General features: G+C 53.1%; 10 protein-coding genes. 8 read left to right on the top strand and 2 right to left on the bottom strand.

Annotated features, from left to right (window positions below; all coding sequences use genetic code 11):
- Positions 1-2 precede the first annotated feature (2 nt).
- Genes argF through argH form a run of 3 tightly spaced genes read left to right on the top strand, consistent with a single transcriptional unit; the run spans position 3 to position 3974 of the window.
- The gene (gene argF / locus A10D4_RS10785; RefSeq protein ID WP_008489519.1) at positions 3-920 is read left to right on the top strand and encodes an ornithine carbamoyltransferase; all 918 of its coding nucleotides are present in this window, start codon (positions 3-5) and stop codon (positions 918-920) included.
- Positions 913-2133, top strand: a complete 1221-nt coding sequence (locus A10D4_RS10780) for an argininosuccinate synthase (protein ID WP_008489518.1) — start codon at positions 913-915, stop codon at positions 2131-2133. The genes argF and A10D4_RS10780 overlap by 8 nt, the downstream gene beginning before the upstream one ends.
- A complete protein-coding gene (gene argH / locus A10D4_RS10775) occupies positions 2133-3974 on the top strand; it encodes an argininosuccinate lyase (protein ID WP_008489517.1) in 1842 nt (613 codons plus the stop codon). Before A10D4_RS10780 ends, argH begins: the two co-directional genes overlap by 1 nt.
- A 2-nt stretch (positions 3975-3976) precedes the next feature.
- On the opposite strand, the gene metJ is transcribed toward argH, so the two are convergent.
- Positions 3977-4297: a met regulon transcriptional regulator MetJ gene (gene metJ, locus A10D4_RS10770; RefSeq protein WP_008489514.1), complete on the bottom strand. Its 321-nt coding sequence runs from the start codon at positions 4295-4297 to the stop codon at positions 3977-3979.
- 257 nt (positions 4298-4554) lie between these two features.
- On the opposite strand from metJ, the gene metL reads away from it, so the two are divergent.
- Positions 4555-7002: a bifunctional aspartate kinase/homoserine dehydrogenase II gene (metL, locus tag A10D4_RS10765; RefSeq protein WP_008489513.1), complete on the top strand. Its 2448-nt coding sequence runs from the start codon at positions 4555-4557 to the stop codon at positions 7000-7002.
- 84 nt (positions 7003-7086) lie between these two features.
- Here metL and A10D4_RS10760 read toward each other — a convergent pair whose 3' ends face one another.
- Entirely contained in the window at positions 7087-9606 is a 2520-nt protein-coding gene (locus A10D4_RS10760) for a penicillin-binding protein 1A (protein WP_008489512.1), read from the bottom strand.
- 202 nt (positions 9607-9808) lie between these two features.
- On the opposite strand from A10D4_RS10760, the gene A10D4_RS10755 reads away from it, so the two are divergent.
- From A10D4_RS10755 to A10D4_RS10740, 4 genes are read left to right on the top strand one after another with little or no spacing between them, the layout of a single operon-like run.
- Positions 9809-10753, top strand: a complete 945-nt coding sequence (locus tag A10D4_RS10755; protein WP_008489511.1) for a hypothetical protein — start codon at positions 9809-9811, stop codon at positions 10751-10753.
- Positions 10741-11271: a hypothetical protein gene (locus A10D4_RS10750; RefSeq protein WP_008489510.1), complete on the top strand. Its 531-nt coding sequence runs from the start codon at positions 10741-10743 to the stop codon at positions 11269-11271. The genes A10D4_RS10755 and A10D4_RS10750 overlap by 13 nt, the downstream gene beginning before the upstream one ends.
- The gene (locus A10D4_RS10745) at positions 11258-12253 is read left to right on the top strand and encodes a hypothetical protein (protein ID WP_008489509.1); all 996 of its coding nucleotides are present in this window, start codon (positions 11258-11260) and stop codon (positions 12251-12253) included. The genes A10D4_RS10750 and A10D4_RS10745 overlap by 14 nt, the downstream gene beginning before the upstream one ends.
- Positions 12205-13665, top strand: coding sequence for a type IV pilus secretin PilQ (locus tag A10D4_RS10740; RefSeq protein ID WP_083849656.1), 1461 nt, complete (start codon positions 12205-12207; stop codon positions 13663-13665). The genes A10D4_RS10745 and A10D4_RS10740 overlap by 49 nt, the downstream gene beginning before the upstream one ends.
- Positions 13666-13750 lie beyond the last annotated feature (85 nt).

Raw genomic sequence — 13750 nt, 5'->3', positions numbered from 1 at the left:
TTATGAACGATTTATTGGCCATCGCCGATTTGTCAGCGCCGCAGTTACAACAGTTGTTGCAGCTTGCCGGCACCATTAAAAATAACCCTAAGGCTTATCAACAGGCGCTGCAGGGTAAAAGTATTGCGTTACTGTTCGAAAAGCCGTCGCTACGCACCCGCGCCAGTTTTGCCGCCGGTATTAATCGGCTTGGCGGCCACAGTATTTACTTGGACGCAGCCAGCTTGATTGGCGAGCGCGAGAGCGCCGCCGATGTTGGCGCTAACTTAGCCTGCTGGCACGACGCCATCGTCGCCCGCGTGTTTTCGCAACAGACCTTAACGGAACTGGCCGAAGCCGCCGACAAGCCGGTTATCAATGCCTTGAGCGACCTTTGTCACCCTTGTCAGGCACTCGCCGATTTACTCACGCTAGAAGAAAACCTAGGGCCTTTAGCACAACTAAACGTGGTTTGGATCGGAGACGGCAACAATGTCTGCCATGCCTTAATGGGCGCAGCAGCCTTAGCCGGGATGACCCTGCAAATCGCCACACCCGATGGTTATGCACCCGACCCAGAGTTACTTGCCGCGGCGCAACAACAAGCCGCTGCTCATGGTGGCAGCATTAGCGTGGTGCATAGTTTAGCGCAGCTACAACCCTGCGATGCCATTTATACCGATACGTGGTTCTCGATGGGGCAACAACGCGATGCCAACCAAGTGATGCAAGATTTTGCACCGTTCCAAGTTAACACCGCATTAATGCAACAATTATCGGCTAAAGCTTTTTTACATTGCCTGCCGGCACAGCGCGGCCGCGAAGTGACCGCCAACGTACTGGATGGCGAACAATCGCTGGTACTGAAGCAAGCTGAGAATCGTTTACACGCACAAAACGCCATTTTAGTCACCTTATTAGGAGCCAACGCCGATGACTAACTCTGTAAACCATGTGGTTTTAGCCTATTCTGGCGGGCTGGATACCTCGGCCATCATTCCATGGCTAAAAGAGCACTATCGGTGCAAAGTCACCGCTTTTGTCGCCGATGTCGGTCAAGGTGAAGACGAATTAATCGGTGTCGAAGAAAAAGCCTTGGCCTCAGGCGCGAGCGATTGTTACGTGGTGGATTTAAAAGACCAACTGGTCGATCAGGTGATCAAGCCTTATTTAAAAACCGCCGCCGTTTACGAAGGCCAATACTTGTTGGGCACCGCCTTAGCACGTCCGGTTATTGCGCAAGCGCAGGTAGAGCTGGCGCTGAAACTGGGCGCCGATGCCGTCGCCCACGGTTGCACCGGTAAGGGCAACGATCAGGTGCGGTTTGAATCGACCTATGCGGCGTTAGCACCGCAACTGAGTGTGATTGCGCCATGGCGCGAATGGCAACTGCGTTCACGGCAAGAGTTATTAGATTATCTAGCCGAGCGCAACATTCCCTGTAGTGCCTCGGCGACTAAAATTTATAGCCGCGACGCCAACTTGTGGCACATTTCACACGAAGGTGGCGAGCTAGAAGATCCGTGGTGCGAACCCAGCGAGCAAGTGTGGACGTGGAGTCAATCGCCAGAGCAAGCCCCCGATAAAGCCGCCTATGTCAGCTTAAGCTTTAACGCCGGCGAGGTTAGCGCGCTGGATGGTCAGCCGTGCGATACCCTCAGCGCCATTACCACGCTCAACTCACTCGCCGCCGAACACAGTGTCGGCCGTATCGACATCGTTGAAAATCGCTTAGTCGGCATGAAATCACGCGGTTGTTACGAAACCCCTGCTGGCACCGTGTTAGTGAAAGCGCTCCAAGGGCTGGAGTCACTGGTATTGGATCGCACTTCGCTACGCTATCGCGAACAAATCGGCCAAGACTTTGCCCAGTTACTGTATGACGGACGCTGGTTCACACCGCTACGTGAGGCCTTAGTCGCCGCCGCCGACAGCTTGGCTAAGAACATGACCGGTGAGGTAGTGGTTAAACTGTACAAGGGTCAGGCCACGGTGACTCAACGGCGTTCGCCGCACAGTCTGTATTCCAATGCCTTTGCCACGTTTGACGAGGATAACGTCTATCAGCAAAGCGATGCCGCCGGCTTTATTCGCCTATACAGCTTATCGAGCCGTATTCGGGCATTGCACCAGCAACAAGCCGGGGGTAACTGATGAGTTTATGGGGTGGACGTTTTAGCAGCGCTAACGCTGACGCTTTTCGTCAATTCAACGACTCGCTGGCGTTCGACTATGTGTTAGCGCCCTATGACATTCAAGCTTCACGCGCGTGGACAGCGGCGTTGGCTGAAGCCGGCTTGATCAGCGCCAACGAAGCGGCGCAATTGCAACAGGCGCTGGCTGAGTTAGGCGATGCCGTAGCGGCCGAGCCACGCTTACCGTTAGCCACGCCAGCCGAAGATATCCATAGCTGGGTGGAAAGCCAGCTGATCGAGAAAATCGGCGATGTCGCTAAAAAGCTACATACTGGCCGCAGCCGTAATGATTTGATTGCCACCGACTTAAGGTTATGGGGTAAACAGCGCATTCACGAGCTACAAGAAGCTTGCTTACAGGCTATTCAGGCCTTGTTAGCTTTTGCCGAACGCTACGCCGACGCCATCATTCCCGGCTATACCCATTTACAGCGGGCACAACCGATTGTCGCCGGTCACTGGGCTGGCGCTTACGTGCAAATGCTACAACGCGACGTTACCCGTCTGCGCGAGGCGGCTAAGCGTATCGACAGTTGCCCATTGGGCAGTGGTGCGCTAGCGGGCACCACCGCCGCTATTGATCGCCATTGGCTAGCGCAACAATTGGGTTTCCGCCAAGCCTGCGAAAACAGCCTAGATGCCGTCTCCGACCGTGACTTCGTATTGGACTTATTAAACACCGCCAGCAACGGCATGATGCATCTATCGCGCTTAGCCGAGGATGTGATTTTTTACTGCTCGGGTGAGTCGGCGTGTTTTGCCATGAGCGACGCCATCAGTACCGGCTCGTCACTGATGCCACAAAAGAAAAATCCCGATTTGTTCGAGTTGTTACGGGGCAAATGTGGACGCGTTTTTGGTCATCAACAAGCGTTGCTGGTCACCCTGAAAGGCTTACCGCTGGCTTATAACAAAGACATGCAAGAAGACAAAGAGGGTGTGTTCGAGGCGTTAGCACAGTGGCAGCAATGTTTGGCCATGTTAGCGTTGGCCATGCCCGAGCTGAGCGTCAACGTCGAGCACGCTCAACAGCAGGCACAGTTAGGCTATAGCAATGCCACCGAAATGGCAGATTATTTGGTCAGCAAAGGCGTGCCCTTCCGCGACGCTCACCACCTGACCGGTAGCTTGGTGGTACTGGCGCAACAGCAAGGTAAGGCGTTGGAACAACTCGACCTGAGCGATATGCAACAAATCAGTGCTCTGATCGACGACGATGTCTATCCGGCACTCGCATTAACTTACGGTTTGCACAAACGCCAAGCATTGGGTGGCACCGCGCCAGCACAAGTGCACTATGCCATTAAACGCGCGCAAGACTGGCTACATGCGGCACAAGCGGCGACTCGTCATGTCCGTCAAGCGCGTCTAGACGACGTCAATAAAATCTGCGAGTTGATCGGTTACTGGGCACAGCAAGGTGAGAATTTACCGCGTTCAAAAACCGACGTGATGCAGGCCATTCACACCTTTGCGGTGGCCGAATTAAACGATCAAGTGGTCGGCTGTGCAGCCTTATATGTGTACGGCACTGGGCTGGCAGAAATTCGTTCGCTGGGGCTTTTTGAGCAAGCGCAAGGGCATGGTTTGGGTGCAGAACTGGTCGCTTGGTTAATGGGTAAGGCGCGTGAGTTGGGTATTCAGCGCGTGATCGTATTAACCCGGGTGCCTGAGTTTTTTAAACGCATGAACTTTAGCCTAACGCACAAAGACAAGTTGCCAGAAAAAGTCATGAAAGATTGCGAACTGTGCCCGCGGCGCGAGCACTGTGACGAAACCGCGCTGGAATATTGGCTGTAACGTTATTCTAGCTCGTCATCGCTGGGGATCGGCAGGCCACGCGCCTGCAGTTCCTCACGCACCGCTAACGGGATCTTTTGTTCGTTGTCTTTGCGCAAGTCGTCATCGGTGGGTAACGGCTGCCCGGTAAAGGCGTGCAAAAAAGCTTCGCAAAGCAATTCGCTGTTAGTTGCATGACGCAGATTTTTGACCTGCCGCCGGGTACGTTCGTCGGTCAGCACTTTTAATACACGGGTGGGGATCGAAACGGTAATTTTTTTTACCTGCTCGCTCTTTTTACCATGTTCCGCATACGGGTATATATACTCACCATTCCACTTCATATAGCACCTGCTTATAACCTATAACCCCACGAGCTTTGTTGAATTGTACCTGAGCCACGATAGCAGTCAACTTACACGCATAGATGGCTAAATCAATTTGTCGGTTTTTGCTATTTATCGGTCCGGAACCTTTGCGCTATGCCGTTGCCAACGTATAATCTAGTAACATCAGTCAGAGGCGCGGTCAGCGCCTTTTGCGTTCGCGCCTGAGCCCGCGAAACGCGCTAACACGTTGCAACAAGGACAGCTCACATATCATGACCGCAGTCAGTTCTGTAAGTGCCACGCAGGCACAGGCCGTAGCCGACAACGTACAAGTACATAAATTTGGTGGTAGCAGCTTAGCCGACGCCTTTTGTTACCGGCGGGTTGCCCGAATTGTTACCGAATACGCCGGTGCCAGCGATTTGGTGGTGGTGTCTGCCGCTGGCGACACCACCAACCGTATCTTGGCGATCATCGCCGCACGCCAACAACCGGGCGATGCCGCCGCCATCTTGTTGCAGCAATTACGCCAGTATCAGCAAGGGCTGATTGAAGAATTGCTCAGCGGTGACTTATTAGCACAGTTAATGGCGCTATCGGAGCAAGATTTTAATCGCTGGCAACGTTGGCTGGACGGCGAAGAAGAAATTTCACGTAACGCCGAGTTGTTGGCTTACGGCGAATTATGGTCGGCGCGATTATTGGCCTGTTTGCTTAAAAAACAAGGTATCCGTGCCGATTGGATCGACGCTCGTACTTTCTTGACCGCCGACGATGCCCCTGAGCCCTTAATTCGGGTAGAAATGTCACGCCAAGCATTATTACAGCGTGTAGCGCCGCATACCGGCACGCGCTTTATTGTGACCGGTTTTATTGCCCGCGACGCCGAGGGTAACTCACTGATTTTGGGCCGTAACGGTAGCGATTATTCAGCCACGTTAGTGGGCAGTTTATTAGATGTGCGCCAAGTCACTATCTGGAAAGATGTAGCCGGCGTCTATTCAGCCGATCCACGCAAAGTGGAACGCGTGGTTAGCCTGCCAACACTAGATTGGCGCGAAGCCGAAGAACTGGCGCGTTTAGGTAGCCCGGTGCTCCACCCGCGCACATTCCAGCCGGTCGACCGTGAACGCATGGTGATCTCGGTGCGCTCCAGCTTGAAAGTCGAAAACCAACAAACACGCATCGGCATGTATCAACATACCGAACCGCGTGGCAAGGTACTGACCTCGTTAGCTGATATCGCCTTATATCGCGTTGAGTTAAGCGATAAAGCCTTAGTCGATGCCTTTGAATCCCTAGATTTAACGCCGCTGGTAAGCTGGACCGAAGCCGATAAACAGCAAAGCTACTATGCTTTTCACCAAAACCACCAAGACTATGTGCAAAGCTGGTTAGATCGCGTCGATAAACAACATCATGTGACGCAGATTAACGGCTATAGCATGGTCGCGTTGGTCGGTAACCGTATTCAAGAAAGCGATGAATATGCCGAGTTTAAACGTCAGCTAGGTGAGCAACAGTTACGTAAGCTAGTGGTCAGCGAGCGCGGTGATTCGGTATTGGGTTTATTAGAGCAAAAACTCGATAACCGTACGCTCAACCGCCTGCATAGCCAATTATTTAGTTATCGCCGTAGCCTCGGCGTGTTGGTGGTCGGTCGCGGTAACATCGGTAGTGCTTGGCTGCAGTTGTTTAATCAGCAACGCGAACGCATCAGTCAGATGATGGACGTGCGTATTATCGGTATCACCAACTCGAAACGCTTGTGGTTGGACTATAACGGTATTGAACTACACGATTGGCAGCAAGACTTTGACCGACTGGCACGGCCTTATGTGTTAAGCGAGCTTATTCGCGAATTACCCAACGCCCCTTATGACGAACTGGTGATGATGGATATGACCGATGCTACTGCGGTGGCGCAACTGTATCCGAGCTTTTTCGCCAACGGTTTACATATCATCGCCGCCAATAAACGGGCTGGCGCATCTAGCGAAGCCCAGTATCGCGAGATTCGCACCATTCAGCGCGAGTACAAACGCGAATGGCTGTACAACACCACGGTCGGTGCGGGCTTGCCGCTAAATTACGCAATTAACGATTTACGCAACGCTGGCGATGAAATTCGCAGCATTTCGGGCATTTTTTCCGGCACGATGTCGTGGCTGTTCGAAAACTTTAATCACGATGTTAAATTCAGTGATTTAGTGCTGGAAGCCAAGCAGCGTGGCTATACCGAGCCCGATCCGCGAGAAGACTTATCGTGCCAAGACATCGTTCGTAAGTTGCTGATTCTAGCCCGAGAAATCGGCTTACGTTTGGACTGGCAAGACATTGACGTCACCAGTTTAGTGCCAGAAGCATTACGCGATGTGCCGCTTCAGGAGTTTATGCAACGCTTACCCGAAATGGATGATGCGATGCTGCAAATGTATAAAAAAGCTCGCTTAGATTCGCGTGTGCCGCGCTTAATGGCCAGCTTTACCGTGGACAAACAGGATCATGTTAAAGCGCAAGTGGGTATTGAATACATTCGCGACGACGATATGTTGTCGAACCTGATCCCAGGCGAGAACATTTTTGTTATTTACACCGATTGGTACTCAGAAATGCCATTAGTGATCAGCGGCCCCGGCGCCGGAAAACATGTCACAGCCGGTGGTGTGCAATCCGACTTGAATCAACTGTTGGGTAAGTTGGCAGCCAGTAACCAATAACGCCGACAGAGTCTTCTCTGCGCCAATAAAAAACTCAGCCAGTTGGCTGAGTTTTTTTGTCTAAGCTGCTAGTGGTCAAGCCGACTAAAAGATAGAGCCATCTTCTTCGTCGTCAAACACCACCGGTGCGCTGTTGCTTTCGGCAAACTCTTTCGGCTCGGTGCCGATCAAAAAGTACTCAAAACGACTGCTGTAATCGTTATTTTTGCTCAGTTTGCCGGTGTCTAAATCGATTCGCACCGACGACACTCCCGGCGGTACATCAAAGCCGTTGTTTTCAGTATAAGCAGTGGCCTCAGCCATAAAGTCTATCCACGCTGGTAAAGCGGTTTTTGCACCCGCCTCGCCGCCGCTGATGGGTTGTTCGTCACGGTCTAAATCAGGATGCATCGAACTGTGACCTAACTGTCGTTCGACGTTATCAAAACCCACCCATACCGAGGTTACGATACCGGTGGTAAAGCCCGAGAACCAAGTATCTTTGACGTCATTGGTGGTACCGGTTTTACCGGCGATATTACGCCCGACATTATTGATCAGTGGCTTAGAACGCTGGATGCGCCACGCGGTGCCGTTCCAACCGGTTTTATGAGCCCAACTACCGCCGCCCCAAACCGCCGAATTCATGGCCTGCTTCACCAAGAACGCGTTTTGCTCGGAAATCACCTGAGGTGCTTGCGTGACCCGGCTAGGGTCGTCGGCACAGCTGGCACAAGCGACCGCTGGCTGAGCCTCATAAATGACCTCACCATCACTATTTTCGACCCGTTCAATAAAGTAAGGGTTAACTAAGTGACCACCGTTAGCCAATACCGCGTAACCGCGCGCCACTTGCATCGGCGTCATCGACATCGAACCCAACGATAACGATTCGTTGTGCGGGATCGCATCAGGCGATAACCCGAACTTTTGCAAATGTTCGGCGACCGTATCCACCCCCACGGCACGGATCAAACGCACCGACACCACGTTCTTTGATTTCGCTAAGGCTTTGCGCAAACGCATCGGCCCTTCGTACACATCGGGCGAGTTCTTTGGACGCCAAGCAACACCGGTGCCGGGATTCCATTGGTTTATCGGCGCATCGTTGACCAACGAGGCCAAGGTAAAGCCGTTATCGAAGGCGGCCGAATATAAAAACGGTTTAATGTTAGAGCCGACCTGTCGTTCAGCTTGTACAGCGCGGTTATATTGGCTCAAAGCAAAACTATAACCACCGACAATGGCATCCACGGCACCGTCTTTCGGGTTCAGCGACACCAGCGCCGAACTCGGTTCGGGCACTTGTGCTAAGCGCCAGCCGTTATCGGTTTTACGCACCAAAATGTGCTGACCAGCCTGTAATACATCAGCAATGGTTTGCGGCGCGGCACCCTGCCGATCTTCATTTAAGTATTCCCGCGCCCATCTGACGTTGGCAAAACTCAACGCGGCTTGTTCACCGCCCTTGATGATCAGTTGCGCGGAGTCTTCACCCAGCTTGGTCACCACCGCCGGTACGGTCATACCGATGACCGGTTGATTGGCTAGATAGTCATTGATTTGTTGAGGCTGCCAAGCTTGATTCTCGCTGGTTAAGGCCAGTGTAGCAGGTTGCTGCTGCGGTTTTTTGCCATCTTTCGGCTTACCCCATAACCACGCCACCGGGCCTCGATAACCGTGCCGTTCGTCGTACAAGTGCAAGTTGTTCATCACCGCTTGTTGCGCGGCAATCTGCATGTGTGCGTTGACGGTGGTGTAAACGCGATAACCACCATTATAGGCTTCGTCTTCGCCAAAACGATCGACCATTTCTTGGCGTACCATTTCGGCCAAATACGGCGCACTCATAGCAATTTGAGCGCCGTGGTAGCGCGCCGTTACCGGTGCGTTGGCTGCCTCTTCAAACTGCTCGCGACTGATTTTCTTCTCGTCTAACATGCGCAATAACACCACCCGACGGCGTTCTTTTGAGCGTGCAGGGTTACTGATCGGGTTCAAGGTGGACGGCGCTTTGGGTAAGCCAGCAATGGTGGCAATTTGCGCCAGTGTCAGATCTTTTAATGGTTTGCCATAATAGACTTGCGCCGCGGCACCAACCCCGTAAGCGCGCTGGCCGAAGGCGATTTTGTTGAGGTACAGCTCAAGGATCTCATCTTTGCTTAACTCTTGCTCGATACGCAACGTAATAAAGGCTTCTTTAACTTTACGAATAAAGCGCTGCTCAAAGCTTAGGTAAACGTTGCGTGCGAGCTGCATGGTAATGGTACTACCACCACCTTGGATTTCACCGGTCGTGACCAAGCCAAAAAACGCTCGCGCAACACCAATGGGGTCAATACCAAAGTGCTCGTAAAAACGGTTATCCTCGGTAGCCAGAATGGCATCGATCATTTGTTGCGGCATTTCGTCCAGAGTCAACGGGATACGCCGCATTTCGCCAAACTGAGAAATCAACTCGCCGCTTTTTGCATAGACCTGCATGGGGGTTTGTAACCGCACGTCGCGAATATCGGCAACGCTGGGTAAATCGTCTTTAACAGCCCAATAAAATCCTGCAATAACCAGAATCCCTACTAGTCCTAGCGCTAATATCGCCAGCAGAATACGCTTAAAAATCCTCAACGACCGACCCCATTACTGATTTGATTTTAGATTACATTGATAACTTACAGAACAATACGTTCCATAGAATACCCTATATTATGGCTGATTTTTGTACTTTACACTACGCTTGCATGACCGTCGTCACAAGGATCTGTGATCGACCCTGATTGGCGTCTTGAGCGCCAGCTTACATTTGCTCATGTTGTCGAAGGATCGACTTATGACCGCTCTCGCTCGAGTTTTATCAACGTCGGTGGCGCAGCCGCTGGCCTCTAGTCAACCGCTGTCCGGCAAGCACCCGGCACTGGCATTGCTGTATCAACAGCAGCACTTGTACGCACTGTGGTTAAGTGCCGCGAAGCAAGGCTATAGCTGTCGCTTTTATCAACACCTCAGTGCCGACGCCGGGCAAGGCGAGCAACCGTTCGCCTCTTTATTGCTACGTATGGCAAGCTTGTTAAAACGTCAGTTTGGCCGCTTACCACCGGCCATGATTGGCTTAGACGAACAACATTACCAGCAACAACAACTGGCCCTGCAAACTCGTCCGGCGCTGGCACAGCAAGTGCAAGAACATCTGCAGCAACAACTGACTGCGCCAGCCAACGCAGCAATAGGCTCGGCAGCCATGCCACCAGCGGCGCAACACTACCGTGTCGACTTTCAAGCACAGCAGCAGCAATGTCGGTTAGCGGTGGCGCACGAGCAACCGCTACAGCAATTAGAGCAGCAGTTTCGCCAGTTACATTGGCCGTTGGCGGTGATTGAACCTCGCCAACAAAGTCGCTTGCGCGGGCTATGTCACTATTTGCCGCAGTGCTGGGCACAACTCGCCGAGCAACAACTACCGGCTGACTGGTGTTTACTCTGTAATGCGGGCTTTGGATTACTACAGTGTTATCGCGGTAAGGCGGCGCAATGGCAACAGCAGCAGATACTGCCAGTTGCCGATGTGATTGCCGAGTTACATGCGCAGCCTGCGAGTCTTTGTCTGCTGGATGTGGGCGTTGACGAGCGCGAGCAGCTACAGCAGGCGCTGACCGCTAAGCTGCCGTTGATTGCCTTAGACGAGGTACAGGTAGCCGACATCTGCGGCCTACCCGCCGCCATCGACTGCCAGTTGCTGGGCCTAGCATTACGAGGCTTTTATTCGTGTCATATCTAAACTTTATTGATTGGCGACCACGTCGTCGTTGGCGCCGAGCGCGTGCTTGTGTACTGAGCGCGCTGCTGTTGGTGGCGCTGACCACCGTAGTGTCGTTGCTCTGGCACTGGCACACCCTGCAAGCGTGGCAACAGCAACAGCCACTCTGGCAGGCCTATCAACGACAACAGCAGCAACTGGCGACGGCACGATTAAAACAGCAACAACGACAACAACAGCGGCAATTGCAACAGCATTGGCGCCAGCAACAATTGTCGTTACTACGGCTATTAGCCAGCGTTAATCGCGCTGCCGGTGACAGCGGCGCTAAACTGGTAAAGTTAGCGTGGCAACAGCAATTAAGCGTGACTGCGCAGGTCGATAGCCCGGCGCGCGGCGCCGCCATGCAACAACAACTGCAACGCTTGCCGTTAAGCGTCACCCTGCAACATAGCCAACGACAAGCAAACGCCGCCGGTAACGCCGACTACCGCTTACACTTTCAACTCGATAAACCGTTGGCACATGGCGCTGGGTAGATTGAGTGGTCATTTACCCGCGGGCTTGTTCAGCGGTTTAGCGCTAAAGTTTGCCGTCTTCTGGTTACTCGGGGCTCTGCTGTGGCTAAACCTGCAGCGCGTACAACAGCATTGGCTTGATGAGTTAGTTCGGCGCCAACAACTACTCACCCATGCACGGCCGACCAGCGCCCATGACATTGTTGAGCCAACGACTGTTAACAGCGACCAGACAACGCCTCAACAAAGCCTACAACAGCCGGTCGAAGACGGTCGCTGGCTACTTGAGCGCTGGCAATTTAGCGCCGACGAACAACTAGAGCTGCAGGCGCTGGCTGATTGGCCGGGGTTGTTGCAATGGCTACAGCAATGGGCTCAGCAACAACCGCTATGGCCGGTCGCCGACGCGCAAATCAGCGTTGCTGCGGCAACCGCCGAAGCACCACTGAAGGTACGCTTGCGTTTGCAGCAGCAGAGGCCAATCGCGGACGCTAACGCGACGTTGACGAGCAAGCCAACACGTCAACTGCCACTGATCACGGCAACCGCTGGCACACTGACCGCTCCTGGCTATTTCGTCGCGGCGTCGGTAGCGCCGTCATTCGTTGCCGACAACGAGCCGGCTGTGACAGCGAGTACGTATAACGAGCAGCAACCAACACGGCCGTTACCGCAGCTACTAGCGATTATCGGTAACCCACAAGAACGGCGCGCGCGACTACTGCTTGAGTCACCTAGCGGCGCGGTACAGTTATTTACAGTGAGCGCGCAGCAGCCGTTTGCGGGCGGTCGCTTACGTTTAAGCGAGATTGGTCCACGTCACGTGCAGCTAGTTTGCATAAAAGGCTGTGCGTCCTTTTTTGCATCTGCGACACCCGCGCAAAGCCTTCGTTTACCGTTGCGGCCCCCCCTGCCGCAACACCACAACCACCAACTGAGTGATGGGTTTACTTTATGCGCCACCTTGTTAGCCACGCGACTCGCATCACCCTACTGCTGGTAATTGTCTTATGCGGCCAAACGCTAGTCAGCCCAACCCTATTCAAACGGGCAATGGCTGAGCAAACTCTGGTTATGCCCGAGTGGCTTCCCAGCAGTCATTGGCAGCGCGCACAACAACGGCTTGATCTGCAAACCCGCGAACTGCCGCTGGCCGAATTATTAACGCTATTGGCCGAGCATATTGGTCTTAATCTCATGTTAGCCGACGGCCTCACCGCACCGGCTCGCATTAGCCTGCAACACGTCAGTTGGTTAGCGGCAATGCAAGGCTTGCTCGACACTTATCAGCTCCAAGCTCGGCAGCAGCAGGGGCTGGTAGTGATCAGCCGAGCAGCCAACACCAGCGCTAATCAAGCTAATGACAACAACGCGCCGGTTTTGCCGCTGCAAAATCGTGTGTTAGCGATAAACTTTGCTAACGCCTCGGCACTTGCCGAACTGATCCGCGATAACGATCAGCATTGGCTATCGGCACAGGGTTCGGTGAGCGTTGACCAACGCAGCAATAGTTTATTGTTACGCGATCATGCGCAGGCCTTGCAGGATATCGTCGAGTTGATTAAGCAGCTCGATAAGCCGGTACGCCAAGTCACCATTACCGCACGTATGGTGACCATTCGCGATAATGTCGCCGAAGAACTTGGTATTCGTTGGGGCAGCCCACACTTGACTGGCGCTAACTCGAGCCAGTCGCAACAAGACAGTAGCGACACCAGCGATGACGGCCAAGTAGCCTCCCGACAACACCTCAACATCAACCTGCCAGTTAGTCAGCCAGCAGCTAGCCTCGGCTTGCGCGTTGCTAAATTCGGTCAGGGTCGCTTGCTCGATTTAGAATTAACCGCGTTAGAGCGCGAGAGCAAGGGCGAGATCATCGCCAGTCCACGTATCACCACCGCCAATCAACAAGCAGCTTATATCGAACAGGGCACCGAAATTCCCTACGTTGAGAGCGCGGCCTCGGGTGCCACCTCGGTGCAGTTTAAAAAAGCGGTGATGGGTCTTACGGTGACACCGCACATTACCCCCGACGATCATGTGATTCTTGATCTGGTTATTACCCAAAACACCCGCGGCGATACCGTCAGTACCCCGACCGGTCCAGCGGTCGCCATCGAGACACAAGAAATGGGCACGCAGGTGCTGGTAAAAAACGGCGAAACATTGGTACTCGGCGGTATTTATCAGCAACAACAGTTGGATGACCGCAGCCAAGTGCCGATTTTGGCCGATTTACCGCTGATCGGGCGCTTTTTTCGGCATACCAATCAGATTGTCGAAAAACGTGAGTTGCTGATTTTTGTCACGCCTCAATTAGTGGATAAAGCCACTAAAGATCAGCAACCTATGAACATAAAAACGTCGTCGAATGAGCTTGATCAGGGTCATTTTGAGCGGCTTTTGACGCAATAAATCTGACATCTATTGCCTCGACGGGCTTAAATTGCGATAATCCTGCCTCTTTTTCGTAGGGTTGAGGAAGGTCTCTAGACACTCC

This window comes from Idiomarina xiamenensis 10-D-4 (assembly GCF_000299895.1).
GTDB classification, from domain to species: domain Bacteria; phylum Pseudomonadota; class Gammaproteobacteria; order Enterobacterales; family Alteromonadaceae; genus Idiomarina; species Idiomarina xiamenensis.
The sequence above is the reverse complement of the archived record's forward strand: the minus strand, read 5'-3'. Positions and strand labels throughout refer to the sequence as shown.

Bases quoted from the DNA above. Each gene is read 5' to 3' on its own strand.
- argF (WP_008489519.1), top strand. From the start codon at position 3: ATGAACGATTTATTGGCCATCGCCGATTTGTCAGCGCCGCAGTTACAA.
- A10D4_RS10780 (WP_008489518.1), top strand. From the start codon at position 913: ATGACTAACTCTGTAAACCATGTGGTTTTAGCCTATTCTGGCGGGCTG.
- argH (WP_008489517.1), top strand. From the start codon at position 2,133: ATGAGTTTATGGGGTGGACGTTTTAGCAGCGCTAACGCTGACGCTTTT.
- metJ (WP_008489514.1), bottom strand. From the start codon at position 4,297: ATGAAGTGGAATGGTGAGTATATATACCCGTATGCGGAACATGGTAAA.
- metL (WP_008489513.1), top strand. From the start codon at position 4,555: ATGACCGCAGTCAGTTCTGTAAGTGCCACGCAGGCACAGGCCGTAGCC.
- A10D4_RS10755 (WP_008489511.1), top strand. From the start codon at position 9,809: ATGACCGCTCTCGCTCGAGTTTTATCAACGTCGGTGGCGCAGCCGCTG.
- A10D4_RS10745 (WP_008489509.1), top strand. From the start codon at position 11,258: ATGGCGCTGGGTAGATTGAGTGGTCATTTACCCGCGGGCTTGTTCAGC.
- A10D4_RS10740 (WP_083849656.1), top strand. From the start codon at position 12,205: ATGCGCCACCTTGTTAGCCACGCGACTCGCATCACCCTACTGCTGGTA.